Annotated in this window: 20 protein-coding genes; 8 read left to right on the forward strand and 12 right to left on the reverse strand. The window is 70.3% G+C overall.

Features of this window, described 5'->3' with window-relative positions:
- Window positions 1-30 precede the first annotated feature (30 nt).
- Entirely contained in the window at window positions 31-948 is a 918-nt protein-coding gene (locus ABGB01_RS01850) for a DMT family transporter (RefSeq protein WP_347769548.1), read from the forward strand.
- On the opposite strand, the gene ABGB01_RS01855 is transcribed toward ABGB01_RS01850, so the two are convergent.
- The 9 genes from ABGB01_RS01855 to ABGB01_RS01895 all read right to left on the reverse strand — a co-directional run bounded on the left by ABGB01_RS01855 (window position 888) and on the right by ABGB01_RS01895 (window position 10,752).
- On the reverse strand, window positions 888-1,277 hold the full coding sequence (locus ABGB01_RS01855) for a transcriptional repressor (protein WP_347769550.1): 390 nt from the start codon (window positions 1,275-1,277) through the stop codon (window positions 888-890). The two genes, ABGB01_RS01850 and ABGB01_RS01855, sit on opposite strands and share 61 nt — an antisense overlap.
- Complete coding sequence (locus ABGB01_RS01860; protein WP_347770164.1) at window positions 1,274-2,146, reverse strand: metal ABC transporter permease; 873 nt, start codon at window positions 2,144-2,146, stop codon at window positions 1,274-1,276. The genes ABGB01_RS01855 and ABGB01_RS01860 overlap by 4 nt, the downstream gene beginning before the upstream one ends.
- Window positions 2,146-2,928 carry a metal ABC transporter ATP-binding protein gene (locus ABGB01_RS01865; protein ID WP_347769552.1) on the reverse strand — a complete coding sequence of 261 codons (783 nt, stop codon included), beginning with the start codon at window positions 2,926-2,928 and terminating at the stop codon, window positions 2,146-2,148. The genes ABGB01_RS01860 and ABGB01_RS01865 overlap by 1 nt, the downstream gene beginning before the upstream one ends.
- Window positions 2,925-3,833 carry a metal ABC transporter substrate-binding protein gene (locus ABGB01_RS01870; protein ID WP_347769554.1) on the reverse strand — a complete coding sequence of 303 codons (909 nt, stop codon included), beginning with the start codon at window positions 3,831-3,833 and terminating at the stop codon, window positions 2,925-2,927. Before ABGB01_RS01870 ends, ABGB01_RS01865 begins: the two co-directional genes overlap by 4 nt.
- A gap of 527 nt (window positions 3,834-4,360) precedes the next feature.
- The gene (gene fdhD, locus ABGB01_RS01875; protein WP_347769556.1) at window positions 4,361-5,194 is read right to left on the reverse strand and encodes a formate dehydrogenase accessory sulfurtransferase FdhD; all 834 of its coding nucleotides are present in this window, start codon (window positions 5,192-5,194) and stop codon (window positions 4,361-4,363) included.
- Window positions 5,187-6,029, reverse strand: a complete 843-nt coding sequence (locus ABGB01_RS01880; protein ID WP_347769558.1) for a 2Fe-2S iron-sulfur cluster-binding protein — start codon at window positions 6,027-6,029, stop codon at window positions 5,187-5,189. Before ABGB01_RS01880 ends, fdhD begins: the two co-directional genes overlap by 8 nt.
- Window positions 6,026-7,831: an NAD(P)H-dependent oxidoreductase subunit E gene (locus tag ABGB01_RS01885; protein ID WP_347769560.1), complete on the reverse strand. Its 1,806-nt coding sequence runs from the start codon at window positions 7,829-7,831 to the stop codon at window positions 6,026-6,028. The genes ABGB01_RS01880 and ABGB01_RS01885 overlap by 4 nt, the downstream gene beginning before the upstream one ends.
- Window positions 7,832-7,835: 4 nt before the next feature.
- Entirely contained in the window at window positions 7,836-9,737 is a 1,902-nt protein-coding gene (locus ABGB01_RS01890) for a molybdopterin-dependent oxidoreductase (RefSeq protein ID WP_347769562.1), read from the reverse strand.
- Window positions 9,738-9,774: 37 nt separating this feature from the next.
- Window positions 9,775-10,752, reverse strand: coding sequence for a 2-dehydropantoate 2-reductase (locus tag ABGB01_RS01895; RefSeq protein ID WP_347769564.1), 978 nt, complete (start codon window positions 10,750-10,752; stop codon window positions 9,775-9,777).
- 130 nt (window positions 10,753-10,882) lie between these two features.
- On the opposite strand from ABGB01_RS01895, the gene ABGB01_RS01900 reads away from it, so the two are divergent.
- From ABGB01_RS01900 to ABGB01_RS01930, 7 genes are all read left to right on the forward strand, one after another.
- The gene (locus ABGB01_RS01900; RefSeq protein ID WP_347769566.1) at window positions 10,883-12,130 is read left to right on the forward strand and encodes a molybdopterin-binding protein; all 1,248 of its coding nucleotides are present in this window, start codon (window positions 10,883-10,885) and stop codon (window positions 12,128-12,130) included.
- An 89-nt stretch (window positions 12,131-12,219) separates the two neighbouring features.
- A complete protein-coding gene (locus ABGB01_RS01905) occupies window positions 12,220-13,890 on the forward strand; it encodes a thiamine pyrophosphate-binding protein (RefSeq protein WP_347769568.1) in 1,671 nt (556 codons plus the stop codon).
- A gap of 12 nt (window positions 13,891-13,902) precedes the next feature.
- Entirely contained in the window at window positions 13,903-15,126 is a 1,224-nt protein-coding gene (gene frc / locus ABGB01_RS01910; RefSeq protein WP_347769570.1) for a formyl-CoA transferase, read from the forward strand.
- A 69-nt stretch (window positions 15,127-15,195) separates the two neighbouring features.
- On the forward strand, window positions 15,196-17,313 hold the full coding sequence (locus tag ABGB01_RS01915) for an acetate--CoA ligase family protein (RefSeq protein ID WP_347770166.1): 2,118 nt from the start codon (window positions 15,196-15,198) through the stop codon (window positions 17,311-17,313).
- A 172-nt stretch (window positions 17,314-17,485) separates the two neighbouring features.
- Window positions 17,486-18,892 (forward strand): Nramp family divalent metal transporter, encoded by a 1,407-nt coding sequence (locus ABGB01_RS01920; RefSeq protein ID WP_347769572.1) that lies wholly within the window; start codon window positions 17,486-17,488, stop codon window positions 18,890-18,892.
- Entirely contained in the window at window positions 18,892-19,383 is a 492-nt protein-coding gene (locus tag ABGB01_RS01925) for a hypothetical protein (RefSeq protein ID WP_347769574.1), read from the forward strand. Before ABGB01_RS01920 ends, ABGB01_RS01925 begins: the two co-directional genes overlap by 1 nt.
- On the forward strand, window positions 19,380-20,354 hold the full coding sequence (locus tag ABGB01_RS01930; RefSeq protein WP_347769576.1) for a TerC family protein: 975 nt from the start codon (window positions 19,380-19,382) through the stop codon (window positions 20,352-20,354). Before ABGB01_RS01925 ends, ABGB01_RS01930 begins: the two co-directional genes overlap by 4 nt.
- A gap of 190 nt (window positions 20,355-20,544) precedes the next feature.
- Here ABGB01_RS01930 and ABGB01_RS01935 read toward each other — a convergent pair whose 3' ends face one another.
- From ABGB01_RS01935 to ABGB01_RS01945, 3 genes are read right to left on the reverse strand one after another with little or no spacing between them, the layout of a single operon-like run.
- Window positions 20,545-21,603, reverse strand: a complete 1,059-nt coding sequence (locus tag ABGB01_RS01935) for an SDR family oxidoreductase (protein ID WP_347769578.1) — start codon at window positions 21,601-21,603, stop codon at window positions 20,545-20,547.
- A gap of 34 nt (window positions 21,604-21,637) precedes the next feature.
- Window positions 21,638-22,561, reverse strand: coding sequence for an alpha/beta hydrolase (locus tag ABGB01_RS01940; protein ID WP_347769580.1), 924 nt, complete (start codon window positions 22,559-22,561; stop codon window positions 21,638-21,640).
- A gap of 10 nt (window positions 22,562-22,571) precedes the next feature.
- Window positions 22,572-23,909 (reverse strand): MFS transporter, encoded by a 1,338-nt coding sequence (locus ABGB01_RS01945; protein ID WP_347769582.1) that lies wholly within the window; start codon window positions 23,907-23,909, stop codon window positions 22,572-22,574.
- Window positions 23,910-23,924 lie beyond the last annotated feature (15 nt).

A 23,924-nucleotide genomic window follows, 5' to 3' on the forward strand; every position in this document is an offset into this window, starting at 1 on the left:
TATCTCTTGCTCGGGGTCTCGGGGGTTTCCGTGAGTGCACATCGGCGTATCGTCATGGTCGCGATCGCCGGAGCGCTCATCATCTCCACCTCTGGCCCCATGGTCCGCATGGCGGACGTGTCACCCGCGACCTCCGCCTTCTTCCGCTGCGCGTACGCCGTGCCGCCGATGCTCGTGCTGGCCTGGCTGGAGCGGCGCAGATCAGGGCCTATGCCGCGCAAGGCGCTCCTGCCGGCCTATTCCGCGGGGGCGGTGTTCGCGCTCGACCTGCTGTTCTGGCACCACGCGATCGAGTATGTGGGCGCGGGGCTGGCGACCGTGCTGGGCAACCTGCAGGTGTTCATCGTGGCGTTCGCCGCCTGGGCGGTGTTCGGGGAGCGGCCGTCCACCCGGCTGATGGTCGGGACGCCGGTGGTGTTCGGCGGCGTGGTGCTGATCTCCGGGGTGTTCGACAGCGCGGCCTACGGCAGCGACCCCATGATGGGGGTGCTCGCGGGGGTGGCCACGTCGTTGTCGTACGCGGTGTTCCTGCTGCTGATGAAGGCCGGGCCGGATCGGGGCGCGGGCCCGCTGGCGCACGCGACCGTGGTGACCGCCGCGACGATCGCCCTGCTCAGCCCGGTGTTCGGGGGCGCGGACTTCACGCCGGCCTGGCCCGCGCATGGATGGCTGCTGCTGCTCGCGCTCGGGCCACAGGTGCTCGGGTGGTCGCTGATCACGTATTCGCTGCCGCGCCAGCCCGCCGCGCTCACGGCGCTGCTGCTGCTGATCCAGCCCATGACGACCGTGGGGATCTCCGCGCTGGCGCTCGGGGAGCGCCCGTCGGTGTTGCAGCTCACGGGCTGCGCGGTGATCGTGTTCGGGGTGCTCTACGGCTCTCGCCGCACTCAGCCCGTCCTGACCGAGGTGGAGCAGGACGAGCAGGTGCCGAAGACCTCGACCGTGTGAGTGATGTCGGTGAAGCCGTGCTCCGTGCCGACCATCTCGGCCCAGCGCTCGACCGCGGGGCCGTCGACCTCGACGGTGCGGCCGCAGCGGCGGCACACCAGGTGGTGGTGATGGGTGTCGCTCGCGCAGGCGCGGTAGACCGACTCGCCGTCGTCGGTGCGCAGCACGTCGACCTGACCGCCGTCGGCCAGCGCCTGCAGCGCGCGGTAGACCGTGGTCAGGCCGATCTTGGCGCCGTGGAGGCGCATCTCGGCATAGACGTCCTGCGCGCTGCGGAACCCCTCGCTCCTGCGGAGGGTGTCGTGGACGGCATCGCGTCTCGTCGTCATGCGACCTCCTCGACGCGCAACTTCGGTCGCTCGCTCAATGGTGACTCCTGGGTCCGGCCTCGCCGTACGAATCTACCGACACCGAGGGCCAGGACGAAGCCGGCGAGCGCAAGAAGCACGATCGCGGCTCCCGGAGGGACCTTGGCCGAGTAGGTGGAGGCGAGCAGGCCGCCCACGGAGGCGAGCACCCCGAACAGCATGGCCAGCAGCATCGTCGTGCGGAAGCCCCGCGTCAGCTGCTGGCTGGTGGCCACCGGGATCACCATCAGCGCGCTGACCAGCAGCAGGCCGACCACGCGCATGGCGATGACGACGGTGAGCGCCGCCGTGACGGCGATCAGCAGGCTGAGGAAGCGCACGGGCAGGCCGCTGGCCCTGGCCATCTCCTCGTCCTGGCAGAGCACGAACAACTCCCTGCCGAAGATCACCACGACCGCGATCACGGCCGCGGCCAGCGCGGCGATGATCCAGATGTCCTCAGGCGTGACGCTGGCGATGGCGCCGAACAGGTAGGAGTTGAGCTTGGTGGTGCTGCCGCCCGGCGCGATGCCCATGAGCATGACGCCGCCCGCGATCCCGCCGTAGAACAGCAGCGCCAGCGCCACGTCGCCACTGGTGCGGCCGCGTGCCCTGACCAGCTCGATGGCCACGGCGCCGAGCACGGACACGATCACCGCGGTCAGCACCGGAGCGGTGCCGGTCAGGAACCCCAGCGCCACACCGGTCAGCGCCACGTGGCCGATGCCGTCGCCGAGCAGCGACAGCCGGCGCTGCACGATGAACGTGCCGACCGCGGGCGCGCAGAGCCCCACCAGCAGCGCCGCGATGAGCGCGAGCTGGAAGAGCTCCTCCTGAAGCAGCTCAATGATCATCGTGGGTCCCCCTGCCACCCCGTGAGCGGTCCCGCGCCCGGCTCGACGGCCGCGTGCGGGTGCTGGTGCTCGTGCCCTGGCCGCGCGCAGTCGCCCTCGGGCCGCGGCGGCCTGCCGTCGTGAGCGACCCGGCCCTCGCGGATCACGACGCCGCGCGTGATGATCGGCTCAAGCGGGCCGAGCTCGTGCGCGACCAGCACCACCGTCTTGCCGTCCAGCACCAGCGCGGAAAGGGTGTCGGCGAGCAGTTTCTGGGTCTCGGCGTCCACACCCGCGGTCGGCTCGTCCATCACGTACGTGTCCGGCTCCCCGGCCAGGGCGCGGGCGATGAGCACCCGCTGTTGCTGGCCGCCGGACAACGACTGGACGGGGTCACCCTCGCGGTCGGCCAGCCTGACGGCCTCCAGCGCGCTCGCCACGGCAGCCCTGTCGGCCGCGCTCGTCCTGCGGAACCTGCTCTGCCTGGCGATCCGGCCCGAGGCCACGACCTCGCGTACGCTGGCGGGCACGCCGCCTCCGACGTGCAGCCGCTGCGGCACGTAGCCGATGCGCCACCAGTCGCGGAACCTGGCCGGTGGCGAGCCGTACACCAGGGTGGTGCCGCCGGACAGCGGCGTGAGGCCGAGCAGTGCGCGGACCAGCGTGGACTTGCCGGAGCCGTTGGCGCCCAGCAGGGCGACGACCTCCCCGGGACGGACGGTCAGGTCGATCCCCCGCAGGACGGGCTTGCCCTCGAAGGAGACCCGGCCGCCGGTCATCGCGAAGGCCGTTTCGCTCATGCCGTACACCCCAGTGCTGTTTGTAGGGTTTTGAGGTTATCGCGCATGGCCGACAGGTAGTCGCCCGAGGGCTTGCCCTCCAGCGGGTCGAGCACGGCCGTCTCCGCGCCGACCTGGCTCGCGAGCACCTCGGCCACCTTCGGGCTGACCAGGGTCTCGGTGAAGATCGTGCTCACGCCCTCGGCCTTGGCGAGCTTGGCCACCTCGGAGATGCGGGTGGGCGACGGCTCGGTCTCGGGGTCGAGCGTGATGCCGACCTGCTTGAGCTTGTAGCGATCCGCGAGGTAGCCGAACGCCGAGTGCGCGGTGACCAGCGTCCTGGTCTCGCACGTGCGCAGGCCATCGGCGAGCTCCTGGTCGAGCGTGCCCAGCGCGGCGGCCGTCTTGGCGGCGCGGTCCTGGTACGCCTTGGCGCGCGGGGCGTCGGCGGCGGCCAGCCGCTCGCCCAGCGTCGTGGCGACGGTGGCCAGGCGGGACGGGTCGAGCCAGAGGTGCGGGTCGTAGGCGATCTCGTGGCCGTGCTCCTCGGCGCCCCCCTCCGCGTGCTCATCCGCGTGTTCCTCGGCGTGCTCACCGGAGGGGATCGTCTTGACGGCGGTGGCGGCGTCGAAGCTCGTGTCGGGCTCCACGGCGTCGTCCACGGCCGGTTGCACACCCTTGACATAGACGGTGAGCGCGGCGTTCCTGATCGCCGTGACCTGCTGGATGTTCAGCTCGAGGTCGTGCGGCTCGACGCCGGGCGCGGTCAGGCTCGTCACCTGGACGTCGGATCCCCCGACCTGCTCGGCAAGCCACTGGAGCGGATAGATGGCGGCGACCACCTCGGGCTTGCCGCCCTCCGCCGCGTTGGTGGCGGAGCCGGCGCCGCACGCGGCGGTGGTGATCAACGCGGCTCCCGCCAGCAAACGCGCAGCATAAGACCGGGAAAATCCTGAAATCATGCATCCAGTATGCGGCAGAATGAAAATGATTGTCAAAATCCAGCGCCCGGCGGGTGCCCGCGAGGGAGCGCCGTCACCTGGAGGAGCGGCGGGAGCCTGCGAGGGAGTGCCGTCACCTGGAGGAGCGGCGGGAGCCTGGCGAGGGAGTGCCGTCACCTGGAGGAGCGGCGGGAGCGCAGCGACCAGAGCGGGGGAAGGTGGCGGCGTCTGGCGACCGAGCCCGCCTCCACGGAGTGGAGGCCATGAACACAGCGACCAGAGCGGGGGAAGGTGGCGGCGTCTGGCGACCGAGCCCGCCTCCACGGAGTGGAGGCCATGAACAGGGCCATGAACAGGATGCCGGACGGCGGCTGGGGGCCCAGGCACGCCGTTCGGCATCCCGCGGTCGCCCGGTGGTCGTACGCCGGCAGAGCCGTTGCCGGCGCACGGAGCGACGTTCGCGGCCCCGTTCCGCGAGGCGCGCGTTCGCCCGGCGCCTCGCGGAGCGGGGTTCAGTCGGGGAGCAGGGCCTCCTCGGCCAGCCGGTGCTCGCCGGCGTAGACGTTCATCGAGTCGCCGCGGAGGAAACCGATGAGCGTCAGCCCCTCCTCCGCGGCCAGCTCGACCGCGAGCGAGGAGGGCGCGGACACCGCGGCGAGCACGGGGACGCCTCCCATGACCGCCTTCTGCACCAGCTCGAACGACGCCCTGCCGGACACCATCAGCACGGTGCCCCGCAACGGCAGCCGCCCGTTCCTGAGCGCCCAGCCGAGCAGCTTGTCGACGGCGTTGTGCCGGCCCACGTCCTCGCGCACGCACAGCGCCTCGCCGTCCGCCGTGAACAGGCCGGCCGCGTGCAGCCCTCCGGTCCTGTCGAAGACCCGCTGGGCCGCCCGCAGCCGCAAGGGCAGGGACGTGATCACCGGCTGCGTCAGCTCGACGGGGTCGTCGCCGGCGCTCCAGCGGGCCACGGTGCGCACCGCCTCCAGCGACGCCTTGCCGCAGACGCCGCAGGAGGAGGTGGTGTAGAAGTTGCGCGGCTCAGGCGCCGGGACGCCTGGTGCGAGCCGCACGTCGAGCACGTTGTACGTGTTTCCGCCGTCCACCGTCGCGCCCGCGCAGTAGCGGATCGTGGCGATGTCGTCCGGCGAGCCCACGGCCCCCTCGCTGACGAGGAAGCCGGCGGCCAGGTCGAAGTCGTCGCCGGGCGTGCGCATGGTGACCGTCAGCGGCGTGCCGTTGAGCCGGATCTCCAGCGGCTCCTCGGCGGCCAGCGAGTCGATCTTGCGCGTGCGGGCGGTGTCCTTCACCCGCAGGATGCGGCGTTTGACGGAGACCCTAGACATAGCCGTACCCGAAGCGGCCCTTGACGCAGAGGTTGCCCTTGGTGACCGGGTTGTCGTGCGGCGAGGTCACCTTGACGATCTTGTTGTCCTGCACGTGCAGGGTCAGGTTGCACCCGACCCCGCAGTAGCTGCAGATCGTCGTCGTCTCCGTCTGCTTCGACTCGTCCCAGGTGCCCTCGGCCCGCATGTCGAACTCGGTCTTGAACGACAGCGCGCCCGTGGGACACACCTCGACGCAGTTGCCGCAGTAGACGCAGGCCGAGTCGGTGAGCGGGGCGTCGAACTCCGTGGAGATCGTCGTGTCGAAGCCCCGGCCCGCGACGCCGATGGCGAAGGTGTTCTGCCACTGGTCGCCGCAGGCGTCCACGCACTTGTAGCACATGATGCACTTGCTGTAGTCGCGTACGTAGAGCTCGTTGTCGACCTTGGCGGGCTGCTCGACGGTGGCGGCGTCGTCGCCGAACCTGGCCGGGTCGGCGGCATATTCCTCCACCCACTCGGCCGCCCTCGGGGTGGTCGACATGTCCACCGAGGAGCCGAGCAGTTCGAGCACGACCTTGCGGCTCTGCCGGGCGCGCTCGGTGTCGGTGCCGACCTTCATGCCCTTCTCGGCCTTCCTGGAGCAGGCGGGCGCCAGCGTCCGCGCGCCCTCCACCTCCACGACGCAGACCCGGCAGGCGTTCTTCGGGGTGAGCGTGTCGCCGTAGCAGAGCGTCGGGATGTCCTTGCCCGCCGCGGCGCACGCGTCGAGGATCGTCGAGCCCTCTGGCACGCGCACGGGCTCGCCGTCGATCTCGACGTCGATGAGCCGGCGGGGCGGCTGGAGCGGGATCATCTGAAAACTCCCAGGCGGTCGATGGCTGATTCGACGGCGTTCCAGGCGGTCTGTCCGAGGCCGCAGATGGAGGCGTCACGCATGGTCTGTCCGACCTCGCGCAGCAGCACGAGATCGTCCTCGTCGACCCGGCGCGAGAGCCGGTGCAGGGCCTCCTCCTGGCGTACCGTACCCACCCGGCAGGGCACGCACTGGCCGCACGACTCGTCGCGGAAGAACTCCGCGATGCGCAGCAGCAGGCTCTTGAGATCCACGCCGTCGTCGATGACGAGCACCACGCCGGAGCCGAGCGTCGCGCCGGCGGCCCTGGTGCCCTCGAAGGTGAGCGGGATGTCCAGGTCGGTGACGAACGCGCCGGCCGCGCCGCCGAGCAGCACCGCCCTGGTCGTCCCGGTGGTGCCGGACAGGTCGAGCAGTTCGCGCAGCGTGGCGCCGAACGTCAGCTCGTACACGCCGGGGCGTTCCACCGCGCCCGAGACGCAGAACAGCTTCGGCTCGGCCGCCGCGTACGCCTGCGCCCCGTTCTCCAGGATCGGCAGCACGTTGACCAGCGTCTCGACGTTGTTGACCACGGTCGGCTTGCCGAACAGCCCCTTCTCCACCGGGAACGGCGGCTTGCTGCGCGGCTCGCCCCGCTGCCCCTCGATCGAGTTGAAGATCGCGGTCTCCTCGCCGCAGATGTAGGCGCCCGCGCCCCTGCGCAGCTCGATGTCGAAGGACAGGCCCTTGCCGAGGATGTCGTCGCCGAGCAGGCCCCGCGCGCGGGCGGTCGCGATCGCGTGCTGGAGCCGCGCGACCGCCCGGGGATATTCGCCCCTGATGTAGAGGTATCCCTTGGCGCAGCCGGTGGCGTAGGCGGCGATCGTCATGGCCTCGACCAGCGCGTACGGGTCTCCCTCCATGATGACCCGGTCCTTGAACGTGCCCGGCTCGCTCTCGTCGGCGTTGCAGACCAGGTAGTGGGGGTGGTCCGGCTGGCGGGCCGTGGCGTCCCACTTGCGTCCCGTCGGGAACGCCGCGCCGCCCCTGCCGACCAGCCCCGACTCCAGCACCTCGCGGATCACCCCCGCGGGGCCGAGGTCGAACGCCCGCCTGAGCGCGGTGTAGCCGCCGGCCGCCCGGTAGTCGTCCAGGCTGGCCGGGTCGACGGCGCCGATTCTCCTGAGCAGGAGCAACCCGTCCTGCCCGGCCTGCGGCACCGCCGCCCGTTCTGGGGTCTCACCGGTGACCTTGACGCTCGGCGTGCTGCCGTTGGAGCTCGGCGGCGCCTCGGCCATGGTGGTGATCGTGTCGGGGGTGGCGGGGGCGTACACCTGCGCCACGGGCGGCGTGCCCGCCTCCAGGGCGAGCGCGGCCGGGGCCCGCTCGCACATCCCCAGGCAGGGGCTCTCCTGCCACGACGTGCCCGCCGGGCCGAAGTGGTCCTCGACGCGCCTGCGTACGGACTCCGCGCCCTTCGCCTGGCAGGCCAGGTCGGTGCAGACGTGCAGCATCCGTTTCGACCTGGGCTTCACGGAGAACAGCGCGTAGAACGTCGCCACCCCGTACGCCTCGGCCGGCGGGATCGTCAGGCGGCGGCAGATGTACTCCAGCGCCCCCTCACTGATCCACCCGACCCGGTCGTTGACCGCGTGCAGCGCCGGCAGCAGCTGGTCGCGGGCGGCCTCGGCACGGGCGGCGAAGCGCAGGTCGGCCGCGGTCCTCGATCCGCCGTCCCAGGCGGAGGCGGGTGGCCCGAGCAGGGCGTCGACCGCCGCGCGCTCCTCCTCGGACGGCTCCGCACCACGAAATCTCAGATCCATCTGATCACCCAGCCTTGACGAGCTTCTCGACGCGTACGGCGGCGGCCTTGAACTCGGCCGTGCCCGAGATCGGGTCGGTGGCCTCGATGGTCAAGGAGTTGGTGTCCACCTCGTCGGGGAAGTGGAACGTCATGAACACGAGCCCCGGCCGCAGGGCGGGGTCGATGTACACCGGCGCGGTCACCGAGCCGCGCCGCGAGGTGATCCGCACCTCCTCGCCCTCGGTCAGCCCGAGCCGCTCGGCGTCCTCGGGGCAGAGCTCGATGGTCTCTCCGCGGCGCAGCGGAGAGGCGAAGCCGGACGACTGCACGCCGGTGTTGTAGGAGTCGAGCCGGCGGCCCGTGGTCAGCCGCAGCGGATACTCGTCGTCCAGCAGGTCCACCGGCGGCGAGTGCCGCAACACCGCGAACGGCGCCGGCATGCCTCGCCTGGACGGGTCGTTCTCCCAGAGCCTGCCGTGCAGGTATGGGGGCTCCAGCTCGTCCTCCGACGGGCAGGGCCACTGGATGCCCTGAAGGTCGGCCAGCCGCTGGTAGGTCATGCCCGTGTGCTGGGGGGACAGGGCGCGCAGTTCGTTCCAGACCTCCTCCGCGCCGTCGTAGTGCCAGTCGTGGCCCAGCCTGCGGGCGATCTCGCACATGATCCAGATGTCGTCGCGCGCCTCGCCCGGCGGCTCCAGGGCCTTGCGCACCCGCTGGACGCGGCGCTCGCTGTTGGTGAACGTGCCGTCCGCCTCGCACCAGGCGGCGCTGGCCGGCAGCACGACGTCGGCCATCTGGGCGGTCTTGGTGAGGAAGATGTCCTGCACGACGAGGTGGTCGAGCATGGACAGGCGCTTGACGCAGGCCAGCGAGTCGGCCTCCGACTGCACGGGATTCTCACCGATGAGATAGCAGGTGGTGACCTCGCCCTCGGCCATCGCCTCGAGCATCTCGGTGAGGTTGTGCCCGTACGTCGGCTGGATCGGCCGGCCCCACACGCTCTCGAACCTGGCCCTGATGTCGGGGTCGAGGATGTCCTGGAAGCCGGGCAGGCGGTTGGGGATGGCGCCCATGTCGCCGCCGCCCTGCACGTTGTTCTGCCCGCGCAGCGGCGACAGGCCCGACCCGTAGCGGCCGACGTGGCCGGTCAGCAGGGACAGGTTGATCAGTGCCCGTACGTTGTCGGTGGCGTTGTGGTGCTCGGTGATGCCGAGCGTCCAGCACAGCTGGGCGCGGTCGGCGCGGGCGTAGGCGTGGGCCAGCTCGCGGATGGCGGCCGCGGGCACGCCGGTGACCTGCTCGGCCGCGCTGAGCGTCCACGGCTCGACCGACTCCTTGAACTCCTCGAAGCCGATCGTGGCCCGCTCGATGAACGCCTCGTTGTGCAGGCCGGAGTGGATGATCTCGCGGGCCACCGCGTGGGCGAGCGGGATGTCCGTGCCGACGTTGAGCCCCAGCCACAGGTCGGCCCACTGGGCGGTGCCGGTGCGGCGGGGGTCGACCGCGAACATCCGCGCGCCCTTGCGGATGCCCTTGAGGACGTGCTGGAAGAAGATGGGGTGGGCGTTCCTGGCCGCCGAACCCCACATGACGATCACGTCGGTGTCCTCGACCTCCTGGTAGGAGGAGGTGCCGCCGCCACTGCCGAACACCGCCGACAACCCGGCCACGCTCGGCGCGTGGCACGTGCGGTTGCAGGAGTCCACGTTGTTGGTGCCTATCACCACGCGGGTGAACTTCTGCCCGACGTAGTTCATCTCGTTGGTGGAACGGGCGCACGACAACATGGCGAAGCAGTTGGGGCCGTGCTTGGCGACGTTGCGGCGGAATCCCTCCGCCGCGCGCTCCAGCGCTTCCTCCCAGCTCGCCCTGCGCAGCACGCCGTTCTCGCGCACCAGTGGATGGGTCAGGCGGTCATAGCTCATGATCCCTCCATTCTGTATACAATCACGGTATTCCCAGCTAGACCGCGCGGACAAGGTTCGCGTTCAGCAGATCGCTCACAGCGTGGATCGCGCGCAGGGTCGGCACCTCCGCTCCAGTGAGGTCGGCCAGCTCGACCACCGCCGCCAGCAGCACGTCGAGCTCCAGCGGTTTACCCTTCTCCAGATCCTGGAGCGTGGACGTCTTGTGCTCGCCGGCCTTCTCGGCTCCCCGCAGCCGGCGCTCGATCGAGATGCCGGGATCGCAGCCCACCCGCCGCGCCACCTCGACCGTCTCCCGCATCATGGCCACGACCAGCTCCCTGGTGCCGTCGTGGCGGCAGATCCCGGCCATCGTCGCCCTGGCGAGCGCGCTGATCGGGTTGAAGGCGATGTTGCCCATGAGTTTGATCCAGACATCCCGGCGCAGATCACGCTCCACCGGGCACTTCAGCCCACCCTCCACCGCTGCCTGGCTGAAGGCGGTGCACCGCTCGGTCAGCTCGCCGTTCGGCTCGCCGATGGAGAACCTGGTGCCCTCGAGGTGGCGGATCACGCCCGGCTCCTCGATCTCGGTGGCGGCGTAGACGACACAGCCGATCGCCCGGTGCAGCGGCAGCGCGGCCGTCACCGCGCCGCCCGGGTCGACGCTCTCGATGCGGTAGCCCTCGTACGGGCCCTTGAGCCCGTGGAAATACCACCACGGGATGCCGTTCTGCGCGGCGATGACGCTCGTGGCCTCGTGCAGAAGCGGCCGGATCATGGGGCCGGCGGAGGCGTAACTGTTCGCCTTGAGGCCCAGGAAGATGTGGTCCACCGGGCCGACCTCGGTGGGGTCGTCGGTGGCATGGGGATGGGCGACGAAATCGCCCCTGGGGGTGAGCACCCGCACACCGGCGGCGCGTATCGCCTGCAGGTGCTCGCCTCTGGCGATGAGGTGCACCTCGACTCCCGCTCTGTGGAGGGCGGCCCCCACGTATGCGCCGATGGCGCCGGCGCCAAGAACAGCGACCTTCATCATCCGCTCCGTTCTCGCGTCGGACTGTTTGTACGGCCCCCGTACCGTGCATTCGGTATACAGTATGGAAAAAGTCGGGTCAAGGAGCGTACCTGTGACCGTTGTTCGGCATGAACCAGTGGTGGAAGCGATGTCATGGGCCGCCGCGCGGGCCCTCGCGGCACGGTCGGTGGGGCGGTTGGAGCCGGCGCGAGTCCCGCTCCAGGAGGCGCTGGGCCGCCGTCTGACCGCCCCCTTGAAGGCGCTGGTGCCGGTGCCGGGCGTGGACGTCGCGGCGATGGACGGCTACGCCGTGGCGGGCCCTGGGCCGTGGCTGGTCGTGGGCGGCGTCCTGGCCGGGGGAGCGCCGTACGGGGGAGTGTTGCGGGCGGGGGAGGCGGTGGAGATCGCTACCGGCGCCCCCGCCCCGGCGGGGGCGGAGGCGGTGCTGCCCTACGAACACGCGGTCGCGGCACCGCCTCCCGGACGTCCCGACGCCCGTGCGGTCCCGGGGCCGCACCGGCGTCCGGGGGCGGATCCCCGGTGGGTGGACGGCGCGGTCGAGGCCGGGCGGCACATCCGGCGGCGGGGCGAGGACATCGCCGAGGGCGCGGTCGTGCTCGGGGCGGGCGCCATGGTCACTCCCGCCGTGCTCGGACTGGCCGCCTCGCTCGGCCACGACACCCTGCGGGTACGGCCCCGGATCCGGGTGACGGTCCTGGTCACCGGCGACGAGGTGGTGCACGAAGGGCTCCCCGCGCCGGGCCGGGTCCGCGACGCCATCGGGCCGTTCCTGCCCGGCCTCGTGGAGTGGGCGGGCGGCCGCGTCGTCGGCACGGCCCGCCTGCCCGACGGCCCCGGCGCCCTCCGCGAAGCCCTCTCCGCGCCGCCCTTCACGACAGGGACGGGCGGCGACGTGGCCGTCGTGTGCGGGGCGTCGTCGAAGGGGCCGGCCGACCACCTCCGGGGTGTGCTGGCCGAGCTCGGGGCGGAGCTCCTCGTCGACGGCGTGGCCGTGCGTCCGGGGCACCCGCAGATGCTGGCCCGCCTGCCGGGCGGCGGGCTGGTCGTGGGGTTGCCGGGCAACCCGTTCGCGGCCCTCGCCGCGGCGCTCACCCTGCTGGCCCCGATCGTACGCGAGGCGGCGGGCACGTCGGCCGGCACGTCGGCCGGCAGGTTGGCCGGCAGGGAGACGAGCGCGCTCGCCGGCCCGGTCAGGGCGCACCCGAGGGACACGCGGCTGGTGCCGGTCAGGAGGTCCGGCCGCGGGGCCGTGCCTGTGGGACATGACCGGCCCGGTTCGTTGTGGGGCGCCGCGCTCGCGGATGCCCTGGCCGTGGTGCCTCCGGGGTGGTCCGGTGAGCAGGTCGAGCTGATCGAGTTGCCCCCGGGGGGCTAGACAGGCCGTTCAGGAGGGAGTAACCATTGCGTTCATACGGTATGCAGTATGCGGAAGACAGCGCTCCGTCCCCCGGAAAGGGTTGAAGGATGTCGGAAACGATCTCTGGCGGTCATCTCGTAGCCAAGGCACTCAAGGCCGAGGGCGTAGAAGTGATCTACACGCTCTGCGGCGGCCACATCATCGATATCTATGACGGCTGCGTCGATGAGGGCATCGAGGTCATAGACGTACGCCACGAACAGGTAGCCGCGCACGCCGCGGACGGATACGCGCGCATCACCGGCAAGCCCGGCTGCGCGGTGGTCACCGCCGGACCGGGCACGACCGACGCGGTCACCGGCGTGGCCAACGCCTTCCGCGCCGAGAGCCCCATGTTGCTCATCGGCGGCCAGGGGGCTCTGAGCCAGCACAAGATGGGCTCACTCCAGGACCTGCCGCACGTGGACATGATGGCCCCCATCACCAAGTTCGCGGCCACGGTGCCGAGCACGGAACGGGTGGCCGACATCGTGTCCATGGCCTTTCGCGAGTGCTACCACGGCGCTCCCGGCCCGTCGTTCCTGGAGATCCCGCGCGACGTGCTCGACGCGAAGGTCCCGCTCGAGAAGGCGCGGATCCCGGAGACCGGGCGCTACCGCGCCTCCACCCGCCAGGCCGGCGACCCCGAGGCGGTCGAGCGGCTGGCCGACCTGCTGGCGCACGCCGAGAAGCCGGCCATCCTGCTCGGGAGCCAGGTCTGGACGTGCCGGGCGACCGACGCGGCGATCGACTTCGTCAGGGCGCTCAACGTGCCCGCGTACATGAACGGCTCGGGCCGCGGCACGCTCGCGCCGGGCGACCCGCACCACTTCCAGCTCAGCCGCAGGTACGCCTTCACCGAGGCCGACCTGATCATCATCGTCGGCACCCCGTTCGACTTCAGGATGGGGTACGGCAAGCGCCTGTCGCCGACCGCGACCGTCGTCCAGATCGACCTCGACTACCGCACCGTCGGCAAGAACCGGGACATCGACCTGGGCATCGTCGGCGACGCCGGCCTCATCCTCTCCGCCGCGGCCCAGGCGGCGAGCGGCCGCATCGGCGACGCCGCGGCCAAGCGCAAGGCGTGGCTCGAGGAACTGCGCACGGTCGAGACCCAGGCGTACGAGAAGCGCCTGCCCCGCCAGCACTCCGACGCCCAGCCCATCGACCCCTACCGCCTCGTCCACGAGATCAACGAGTTCCTTACCGAGGACACCATCTACATCGGCGACGGCGGCGACATCGTCACCTTCTCCGGCCAGGTCGTGCAGCCGAAGTCGCCCGGCCACTGGATGGACCCGGGACCGCTCGGCACGCTCGGCGTCGGCACCGCCTTCGCGATGGCGGCCAAGCAGGCGCGGCGCGACAAGGAGGTGCTGTGCCTGTTCGGCGACGGCGCCTTCAGCCTGACGGGCTGGGACTTCGAGACGATGGTCCGCTTCGACCTGCCGTTCATCGGGGTCATCGGCAACAACTCCTCGATGAACCAGATCCGGTACGGCCAGGCCGCCAAGTACGGCGAGGATCGCGCACGCGTCGGCAACACCCTCGGCGACATCCGCTACGGCGAGTTCGCCAAACTCCTCGGCGGCCACGGCGAGGAGGTCCGGGACCCGGCCGACATCCGTCCCGCGCTGGAGCGGGCCAGGGAGTCGGGCAAGCCCTCACTGATCAACGTATGGGTCGATCCGGACGTCTACGCCCCCGGAACGATGAACCAGACCATGTACAAGTAGGGGAAAAGCGACATGAAGGCTCTCGAAGGTGTCCGCGTCCTCGACATGACCCATGTCCAGTCCGGCCCGTCCGCCACCCAGATGCTCGCGTGGCTGGGCGCGGACGTGGTCAAGCTGGAAGCACCCAAAGGCGACATCACCCGGCAGCAGCTCCGTGACGTGCCAGACGTCGACAGCCTCTATTTCACGATGCTCAACTGCAACAAGCGCAGCATCACCCTCAACATGAAGAGCGAGCGCGGCAAGGAGCTCTTCACCGAGCTCGTGAAGAACGCGGACGTCCTGGTGGAGAACTTCGGGCCGGGCGCTGTCGACCGCATGGGCTTCACCTGGGAACGCCTCCAGGAGCTCAACCCCCGCCTCATCTACGCCTCGATCAAGGGCTTCGGCTCCGGCCGGTACGCCAAGTTCAAGGCGTACGAGGTGATCGCGCAGGCGATGGGCGGCTCGATGAGCACCACCGGCTTCGAGGAGGGCCCGCCGCTGGCCACCGGGGCGCAGATCGGTGACTCGGGCACCGGCATCCACGCGGTCGCCGGCATCCTGGCAGCCCTCTACCAGCGCCAGCAGACCCAGCGCGGCCAGCGCGTACAGGTGGCCATGCAGCACGCCGTGCTGAACCTGTGCCGGGTCAAGCTGCGCGACCAGCAGCGGCTGGCGCACGGCCCGCTGCGCGAATATCCCAACAGGACGTTCGGCGACGAGGTGCCCCGCTCGGGCAACGCCAGCGGCGGCGGCCAGCCGGGCTGGGCGGTGCGCTGCGCTCCCGGAGGCCCCAACGACTACATCTACGTGATCGTGCAGCCGGTCGGCTGGGAGCCGATCGCGAACATCATCGGCCGTCCCGAGCTGGCGGACGACCCCGAGTGGGCGACACCGGAGGCTCGGCTGACCAAGCTGGACAAGATGTTCCAGCTCATCGAGGAGTGGACGATCCGCCACGACAAGTGGACGGTGCTCGACCGGCTCAACGGCGCCAACGTCCCTTGCGGGCCGATCCTGTCGACCAAGGAGCTGGTGGAGGACGAGAGCCTGCGCGAGGAGGGCATCGTCGTCAAGGTCGACCATCCGGAGCGCGGTGAGTTCGTGACGGTCGGCAGCCCGCTGCAGCTGTCGGACTCTCCGGTGGACGTCGTCACCCCGCCCCTGCTCGGCGAGCACAACCAGGACATCTACGGCGAGCTCGGCGTCAGCGCGGACGAGCTTGCCGAACTCAAGACGAACGGAGTCATCTAAGTGGAGCGGCGAGTAGGGCCCGACAGCGGTAGCCCGCGTAACCAGGGAGGGCCCGTAGCGAGCGCGACCATAAGCGTGGTCAGGGAAGTCATCGACAAGGCGCTCGCCGAAGGGCGCACCGCCCTGACGGCACCCGAAGGGCGCAGGCTGTGCGAGGAGTACGGCATCGCGACCCCGGGCGAGGGGCTGGCCACGTCGGCCGCGGAGGCGGCGGAGATCGCCGAGAAGATCGGGCTCCCGGTCGTCCTCAAGATCGTCTCGCCCGACATCCTGCACAAGACGGACGCCGGCGGCGTGCTGGTCGGCCTGAAGAGCGCCGACGAGGTGCGGGAGGGCTACGACACGATCCTGGCCAACGCCCGCGCCTACGACCCCGACGCGAAAATCGACGGCATCCAGGTGCAGCAGCTGGTCGGCGGCGGCCACGAGGTCATCGTCGGCGCCGTCACCGACCCCACGTTCGGCAAGGTCGTCGCCTTCGGACTTGGCGGTGTCCTGGTCGAAGTTTTGCAGGACGTTACCTTCAGGCTGGCCCCGCTTTCGGGCGAAGATGCCTTTGGGATGCTGGACGACATCAGGGCGGCAGAAGTCCTCCGTGGTGCTCGCGGTGCCGAACCCGCCAACCGGGAGGCGCTCGCGGGCCTGATCGAGCGGGTCGGCCGGCTGGTCTCCGACTTCCCCGAGATCATCGAGGTCGACCTCAACCCCGTCTTCGCCGACGCGAACGGCGCGGTCGCCGCCGACGTGCGCATCCTCATCGGGGACAAGCCCGCGGAGGTCACCCGGCTGCCGCGCGAGGAGATCCTCCGGCAGATGACGCGGATCTTCAAGCCGCGCTCGGTCGCGGTGATCGGCGCCTCCGCGGAGACCGGCAAGATCGGCAACTCCGTCATGCGCAACCTCATCAACGGCGGCTACCAGGGGCAGATCCTGCCGATCAACCCCAAGGCCGACGAGATCATGGGGTTGCCCGCGTACAAGAGCATCTCCGACGTCCCCGGCGACGTGGACGTGGCCGTGTTCGCCATCCCCGCCAAGTTCGTCGCGGCGGCGCTGGAGGAGACCGGGAAGAAGGGCGTGGCGGGCGCCGTCATGATCCCGTCGGGGTTCGCCGAGACGGGCAACGTCGAGGGCCAGCAGGAGATCGTCGAGATCGCGCGCAGGCACGGCGTGCGCATGCTGGGCCCCAACATCTACGGCTACTACTACACGCCGGAGAACCTCTGCGCGACGTTCTGCACGCCGTACGACGTCAAGGGCAGCGTGGCGCTGACCTCGCAGAGCGGCGGCATCGGCATGGCCATCCTGGGCTTCAGCCGCACCACCAAGATGGGCGTCTCCGCCATCGTCGGCGTCGGCAACAAGGCCGACGTGGACGAGGACGACCTGCTCACCTTCTTCGAGCAGGACGACAACACCAAGGCCGTGGCCATGCACCTGGAGGACCTCAAGGACGGGCGCGGCTTCGTCGACGCCGCCCGCCGCGTGGTCAAGGAGAAGCCGGTCATCGTGCTCAAGGCGGGACGCACCGCGATGGGCGCGCGGGCGGCCGGCTCGCACACCGGGGCCCTGGCCGGCGACGACAAGGTCTACGACGACATCCTCCGGCAGGCCGGGGTGGTGCGCGCGCCGGGCCTCAACGACATGCTGGAGTACGCTCGCGCGCTGCCGATCCTGCCCGCGCCCAAGGGCGAGAACGTCGTCATCATCACCGGGGCGGGCGGCTCGGGCGTGCTGCTCTCCGACGCCATCGTCGACGCCGGGCTGACGCTCATGGACATCCCGCCCGACCTGGACGAGGCCTTCCGCGCCTACATCCCGCCCTTCGGAGCGGCGGGCAATCCCATCGACATCACCGGCGGCGAACCGCCATCGACGTACGAGAACACGGTCCGCCTCGGCCTGGCCGACGAGCGCATCCACGCGCTCGTCCTGGGCTACTGGCACACGATCGTGACGCCGCCGATGGTCTTCGCCGAGCTCATCGCCCGCGTCGTGGCGGAGGAGCGGCAGAAGGGCAACGTCAAGCCGGTCGTGGCGTCGCTCGCCGGGGACACCGAAGTTGAGGAGGCCAGCGAATACCTGTTCGAGCATGGCGTGGTCGCGTACCCGTACACGACTGAGAAGCCCGTGGCGGTCCTCGGTGCGAAGTACCGCTGGGCCAGGGCGGCCGGGCTGCTGAGCTAGAGCCGATTGATCGCACAGCAGCCAGGCGAGGGGGCCATTCGGGGCAGCAGCGCAGAAAGGCAACAACCCCCCAGGAGGTCCGTAGGTGGACACATCGAACACACCGCCGGCGGCGCAAACCGCGCCACCAGCGGAGGACGAACGAGTATGGAAAGCGGGCCGGCTCGAGCCGATGCCCATCAGGAAACTCCCCGACGCGCCTCCTTCGGTGCACATTCTCGGGCCGACGGTCTTCCTCGTCGCCCTGGGCGTGGGCATGGGCGAGTCGTACATGTGGCCCCGGCTGGTGCTGCTGTTCGGGCCGGAGATCCGGTGGCTGTTCCTGATCGGCGTCACCCTGCAGGCCGTGGTGATGCTGGAGATGGCGCGGTACGCCATGGCCACGGGGGAGAGCATCTTCTCCGGCGCGGCCAGGGTGTTCAAGCCGCTGATGTGGTTCTTCTTCGTCGTCGCCATCGCCGTCTACATCTGGCCGGGGCACCTGTCGGCGGGAGCGGCGGCGTTCGAGGAGATCACCGGAATACCCTGGGTGGTGACCGCGGTCGCCGGGTTGCTCCTCGTGGGCGTGATCTTCAGCCTGGCCAAGGTGATCTACAACGTGCTGGAGAACGTGCTGTCGCTGCTCATCGGCGCGCTCGTGCTCGGCACGGCCGTGGTCGCCGCCATGGTCGGCACCTTCAACGACGTGGTCACCACGATCACCGGCATGTTCTCCTTCGGCTACCTGCCGCAGGAGGCCATGACCGCGGCCTGGTTCCCGGTGATCGTCGGGGCGTGCGCGTTCGCCGGACCGTCGGGCATGCAGCAGATGTGGTACACGCTGCACCTGCGTGACTCCGGCGCCGGCATGGGCGCGCACATGCCGAAGGTCCGCGGGCTGCGGCACGCGGGCGAGCAGGAGGAGATGCCCGCGCGCGGGTTCATGTTCGACACCGACGACCCGGCTGAGATGGCCAAGTGGAAGGGCTGGCGGCGCTGGGTCACCTTCGACGCCCTCCTGCTGTTCTGGGGCATCACCATGCTGGTCACGATCTCCTTCACGGTGATCGCCCAGTCGGCGGTGCGGCAGAACCCGGGCGTGCGCGAGGTGATCGCAGGCGATGACCGGGAGGTGGCGCTCACCGCGATGGCGGACGCGGTCTCCTCCGCGGGCAGCTCGGTACTCGGGGTGGTTTTCCTCGGGTTCATCGCGCTCATCGGCCTGAACGCGACGCTGGGGTTGTTCGACTCCTTCTCCAGAGGCCAGGCCGACATGACGTACAACTTCGTGCCCGGCGCGAAGAAGGTCCGCATGTCGCACCTGTACGCGATCTTCCTCTGGGGCGTGATCATCTTCGGCATCCTGATTCTGCTGTTCGGCCCGGCCGACGGACCCAGCGGGATCCTGGACACGCTGGCGTTCCTGTCGACGTTCGCGATGGGCGCGTACTGCGTGACCCTGCTCCTGGTGAACAACCGCATGTTGCCCAAACCGATCAGGCCCAAGTGGTGGACCAACCTGATCATCGGGTTCGGCGCGGTGTTCTACCTGGGGATGTTGTTCTACAGCCTGTTCGCCTACGGCGTGGTCGTGGGCTGATGATCGGACGGCACAGCCTCGAACTCGCCCTGCCAGGGGCGTCGATCGGAGCCGCCGCCGGTGCCATGGCCGGTGGGCTGACCCTGCTCGCGGGGCAGCCCACCGGGATGGTCGCGCTGTCGGCCCTCGCGCTCGCCGTGCCGCTCGGCCTCTTCGGCGGGCTGTACGGCGTGCTCCTGGGCCACGGCGTGTTCCGGCCCGGGACCTTCGGGCCCGTCGGACTGTTCTGGATGGCGGCCTTCCCCGTGTCCCGGCTCATGCAGGAGAGCGTGGCCGGGGTCGGCATGGCCGACGGCGTGCTGCCGTTCCTGGCATACCAGGCGATGGTGGCGCTCGGCTTCGCGATCGGCTTCGTCTGGCTGCACGAGCGGCTCATGCCGCACTGGCTCATGCGCAGGGCCGGCGCGAACCCTGAGGCCGAGGCGCTGCTCGGTGAATACATCAAGCACGCCCAAGCCCTGCAGGCGGCCAGGAAGGGGTCGCGTCGATGAACCTGCCCGTCTGGGTCTGGCTGGTCACGATCGGCGGATTCTGCATCGTGCTCGCGTTCGACTTCTACCTCGTCGCCCGCAACCCGCACGAACCCTCCTTCAGGGAATGTGTGGCCTGGGTGTCGTTCTACGTGGGTCTGGCCGTGGCCTTCGGCGCCGGCCTGCTCCTGTTGTCGGGCCCCGCGCACGGCGGGGAGTTCTTCGCCGGGTGGATCACCGAGTATTCGCTCAGCGTGGACAACCTCTTCGTCTTCCTGCTGATCATGAGCCGATTCCAGGTGCCGCGTCAGTATCGCCAGAAGGTGCTGCTCATCGGGATCATCCTGGCGCTGATGATGCGCGGCGCCTTCATCGCGGCCGGCGCCGAGGCGGTCTCCAGGTTCGACTGGCTCTTCTACGTCTTCGGCGCGTTCCTCGTCTACACCGCGTGGAAGCTGATCGGCCACGAGGACGACGACGCGGAGTTCTCCGAGAACCTCGCCCTGCGCACGGTGCGCCGGGTGCTCCCGACCACGGACACCTATCACGGCGCCCGGCTCACCGTGCATCTGGGCCGCAGGATGGTCACCCCGATGCTGATCGTGATGGTCGCCATCGGGACGACCGACCTGTTGTTCGCGCTCGACTCCATCCCGGCCATCTTCGGGCTCACCAAGGAGCCCTATCTGGTGTTCACCGCCAACGCCTTCGCCCTCATGGGGCTGCGGCAGCTCTTCTTCCTCATCGGCGGGCTGCTGGACCGGCTCGTCTACCTGAGCAAGGGGCTGTCGGTGGTGCTGGCCTTCATCGGGGTGAAGCTGATCCTTGAGGCCCTGCACCACGACGGCGTGTCGTGGGCGCCGGAGATCCCGATCATGGTCTCTCTCGGCGTCATCCTCGGCACCCTGGCGGTGACCACGGTGCTGAGCCTGATCAAGTCGGCTCGCGACGCCAGGGCGGAGGTGGCGGAGCCGGAAACCGCCGATCGTTGACCCCGGGACCGGCGCCGCGCTGCCAGCCCTCGCGCTCTCCGTGCCGCCCGCCGGGTCCGGCGGGGTGACGCCGGCGCCGGGTCCGGCGGGGTGACGCCGGCGGTCGGGCCCATGCACCCCGCCGTGCTCGGCCCCGCCCGCCCTGGGCGAGGTCACGACGTGTCGTTCCCGGTGTGGCCGGGGGACCGGCTCAGGGGATGACGCGGCGTTCGCGCATGTCGGCCAGGATGCCGAGGAACATCTCCTCGGTGTCGACGAACTCGTGGAAGCCGAGGCGCCGGGCCTTGGTGCCGTCGGCGAACATGTCGTAGTCCCAGGAGAACACGAAGTCGCCGAACCCCCACGATGACAGCTCCTCGTACGTGTGCGGCTCCAGGCCGTACTTGCGCGTCATCTCCTCCCAGAGCGGAGCCTTGTCGGCCATGACGGTCGCCAGCGACATGGGAAGCGGGTCGGAGACCTCAAGGTCGAAGAATCTGGCGATCTTCGGCCACATGTCGTTCCACCGGAACAGGTCGCCGTTGTTGATGTTGAACGCCTGGTTGGCGCATCGGGGATCGGTCGCAGCCCAGACGGTCGCCCTGGCGAGCAGCCCGGCGTCGGTCATCTCGAGGAGGCTGTGGTAGGCCCCCGGCTTGCCGGGGAAGCGCATGGGCACGCCGAGTTCCTTGGCGATGGAGCCGTAGACGGCGATCACCATGGCCAGGTTCATGGGGTTGCCGAGGGCGAAGCCGCACACGACGGACGGGCGGATCGCCGACCACGTCCAGGACTTGCCCCGCTGCCGCTGCTCCAGGAACTCCTGCTGGTCGACGTTGAACTCGGGCGGCATGTGGGGCGGGTCCGACTCGCGGGCCGGCGTCTTGAACGGTCCGAGGTGAGCGCCGTACACCTTGTAGCCCTGCATCAGGCTGATGTGAGCCAGGTCGTGTGCGAAGGGCTCGACGGCGTCGACGACGTTGACGAGTATCGCGAGGTTCGGCGGTACGAGTTCGGCCCAGGTCGGCCGTTCCTGGTAGGCGGCGTAGAAGATGTGGGTGACCTCGTTCAGGCCGGAGAGTTTCTTGCCGCAGTCCTCCGGGTCGAGCAGGTCGACCGAGATGTTCCGGACGCGGCCGCTGTCCGGCGCGGAGCGGCGCGACAGGCCGATCACCTCCCAGTCGTCGCAGCCGGAGAGGTGGTCGACCAGGTTGCGGCCGATCACCCCCTGGGCGCCGACGACGAGGGCGACCTTGCGCTGGGTGCTCATGGGGTGGTTCTCCTGTTCGAAGGGTGGTGGTCGGTTACTGCAGAAGGTGCTCGCGCGTCACGTCGCCGATCTGGGCGTAGAGCGCGTCGGTGCGTCGGAAGGCACGACCGGCCAGGTAGAAGGCGTGGATCATCCCGTCGTAGCGGGTGAGTGTGACGGGCGTTCCGGCCGCGGCCAGGCGCGCGGCGTACAGTTCGCCTTCGTCGCGCAGCGGGTCGAACTCCGCGGTGGTCACGAGCGCGGGCGGCAGCCCGTCGAGCCGGGCCCGCAGCGGCGAGGCGTAGGGGTCCGCCGGGTCGTGGGTTCCCAGGTACTGGGCCCAGTTCCATCGCATGGTGCGGCTTTCCAGCCCGTAGCCGCGCGCGTAGGTCTCGTGGGAGGCGGTTGCGCAGGCCGCGTCGGTGGCCGGATAGATGAGGATTTGGAGGCGGAGCGCGGGCCCGCCCGCGTCGCGGACGCGCAGGCACGTCGCAGCGGCCAGGTTGCCGCCGGCGCTGTCGCCGGAGACACCGATCCGGTTCGCGTCGATCTGCAGGTCGGCGGCGTTCCCGGCGATCCACGACACGGCCGCGTGGCAGTCGTCGAGCGGGGCGGGAAAGCGGTTCTCCGGAGCCTTGCGGTAGCCGACCGTGATGACGGCGCAGCCTGTGGCGTTCGCCAGCCTGCGCGAGGCCCGGTCGTATATCCCGGGGTCGCCGCTCACCCAGCCGCCCCCGTGGAAGTGGACGAGGCACGGGTACGGCGGCTCGCCGTGGGGATAGTGGGCCCGGGCTGGCAACGCGGAGGCAGGCCCGGGAATGGCCACGTCCCGGACACGGGCCACGGGCTCCGGCTCGCCCTGCAGCTCCAGGTACTTCACGATGCCGGCGCGGGCCCCGGCGACCGTCATGCGGCCGGCGGGGGTGTGGTTTCTCGTCGCGCTGTCCAGCAGAGCGGCGGCCTGCGGATCCAGGGGCATGGCTGCGTGCTCACCGCGTCGCGTGAAGGGCGGCGCGGTTGCGGTGCAGCAGAGCGCCGCCGATCATGGTGGCCAGGCCGGACAGGCCCATCATCGTCATCATCGGCACGGACGATCCGCCCAGAGCGCCTACGGCGGTCAGAGTCGGGAGCGGCAGCAAGCCGCCGCCGACCAGCGCGCTGATCGCGATGACGGTGGCGACGCCGACGTAGCGCACCTCGACCGGGAACAACTGCGACATCATCGCCGGCACCACCCCGCCGAAGATCCCGTACGAGACGGCGCCGACGGTCATGGCCAGCCACAGCGCGTACCGGTCGCCTGTGCCGATCAGCAGGTAGGACGGGACGGCCCACGCCATCGTCAGCACGCCTGAGACGATCACGACGCGCTCGCGGCCCCACGCGTCGCCGTACCTGCCGCTGACCGCCACGAGGACGACCAGGGTCAAGCCGGTCAGCACCAGCCCGAGCTGCACGTCCATGGCGGACAGCGTCGGCTGGTACGTGCCGACGTACGCCAGCAGGCTGGTGAGGAACGCGTAGCCGAAGGTGACCGGCCCGATCCACATCAGCACGCAGATCAGCAGCGGCCGCCGTGCCTGGCGGAACAGCGTGCCGAGCCGCCCGTGGGATGCGCGGCGCTGCGCGGCCACCCGGCTCGACGCCTCGACGAACTCCGGCGTCTCGGAGAGCCGGGTGCGCAGGAGGAGGCCGAGGACGACCAGCACTCCGCTGAGCAGGAACGGCACCCGCCAGCCCCAGGCCTGCCAGGTGGCCTGCCCGACCACGAGGTTGACGACCAGCATCGACGCGCCGGCGGACAGGATGCCGATCATGTTCCCGATCTGCGGGAAGGCGCCGTAGAGCGTGGCGAGCCTCGGAGGCGCGTGTTCGACGGCGACGACGACGGCGCCGGGATATTCGCCGCCCACGGCCAGTCCCTGCAGCATCCGCAGCGCCACCAGGATGACGGGAGCGGCCACGCCGATCGCGGCATAGGTCGGGAGCAGCCCGATGCCGACCGTGGCCACTCCCATGATGGCCAGCGACGCCAGCAGGGCGGGTCTGCGGCCGAGCCGGTCCCCCATGCGCCCGAACACCGTCGCCCCCAGCGGCCGGACGAGGAAGGCGACCGCGTGCCCCGAGAACGCGGCCAGGGTGCCGAGCCACGGCTCGAAGCCGGGGAAGAACAGCGGGCCGAACACGCTGGCCGCGATGAAGGAGTACAGGATGAAGTCGTAGAGTTCGATCGCGTTCCCGATCATGGCCGCGAAGCCGACCTGGCGGGGGGTCAGGGTTCCGCGCCGCCGTGTGGTGGTGGTCGCGTCTGGGTCGGTGATTGCCATGGGACCATGCCTTTG

Origin of the sequence: Nonomuraea sp. B5E05, from assembly GCF_039880665.1 — a bacterium.
Taxonomy (GTDB): Bacteria; Actinomycetota; Actinomycetes; order Streptosporangiales; family Streptosporangiaceae; genus Nonomuraea.

Coding starts and splice junctions, on each gene's coding strand:
- frc (WP_347769570.1), top strand. CDS start 13,903: ATGAAGGCTCTCGAAGGTGTCCGCGTCCTCGACATGACCCATGTCCAG.
- ABGB01_RS01880 (WP_347769558.1), bottom strand. CDS start 6,029: ATGATCCCGCTCCAGCCGCCCCGCCGGCTCATCGACGTCGAGATCGAC.
- ABGB01_RS01890 (WP_347769562.1), bottom strand. CDS start 9,737: ATGAGCTATGACCGCCTGACCCATCCACTGGTGCGCGAGAACGGCGTG.
- ABGB01_RS01855 (WP_347769550.1), bottom strand. CDS start 1,277: ATGACGACGAGACGCGATGCCGTCCACGACACCCTCCGCAGGAGCGAG.
- ABGB01_RS01945 (WP_347769582.1), bottom strand. CDS start 23,909: ATGGCAATCACCGACCCAGACGCGACCACCACCACACGGCGGCGCGGA.
- ABGB01_RS01930 (WP_347769576.1), top strand. CDS start 19,380: ATGAACCTGCCCGTCTGGGTCTGGCTGGTCACGATCGGCGGATTCTGC.
- ABGB01_RS01920 (WP_347769572.1), top strand. CDS start 17,486: ATGCCCATCAGGAAACTCCCCGACGCGCCTCCTTCGGTGCACATTCTC.
- ABGB01_RS01865 (WP_347769552.1), bottom strand. CDS start 2,928: ATGAGCGAAACGGCCTTCGCGATGACCGGCGGCCGGGTCTCCTTCGAG.
- ABGB01_RS01940 (WP_347769580.1), bottom strand. CDS start 22,561: ATGCCCCTGGATCCGCAGGCCGCCGCTCTGCTGGACAGCGCGACGAGA.
- fdhD (WP_347769556.1), bottom strand. CDS start 5,194: ATGTCTAGGGTCTCCGTCAAACGCCGCATCCTGCGGGTGAAGGACACC.
- ABGB01_RS01900 (WP_347769566.1), top strand. CDS start 10,883: ATGTCATGGGCCGCCGCGCGGGCCCTCGCGGCACGGTCGGTGGGGCGG.
- ABGB01_RS01935 (WP_347769578.1), bottom strand. CDS start 21,603: ATGAGCACCCAGCGCAAGGTCGCCCTCGTCGTCGGCGCCCAGGGGGTG.
- ABGB01_RS01905 (WP_347769568.1), top strand. CDS start 12,220: ATGTCGGAAACGATCTCTGGCGGTCATCTCGTAGCCAAGGCACTCAAG.
- ABGB01_RS01895 (WP_347769564.1), bottom strand. CDS start 10,752: ATGAAGGTCGCTGTTCTTGGCGCCGGCGCCATCGGCGCATACGTGGGG.
- ABGB01_RS01885 (WP_347769560.1), bottom strand. CDS start 7,831: ATGGATCTGAGATTTCGTGGTGCGGAGCCGTCCGAGGAGGAGCGCGCG.
- ABGB01_RS01925 (WP_347769574.1), top strand. CDS start 18,892: ATGATCGGACGGCACAGCCTCGAACTCGCCCTGCCAGGGGCGTCGATC.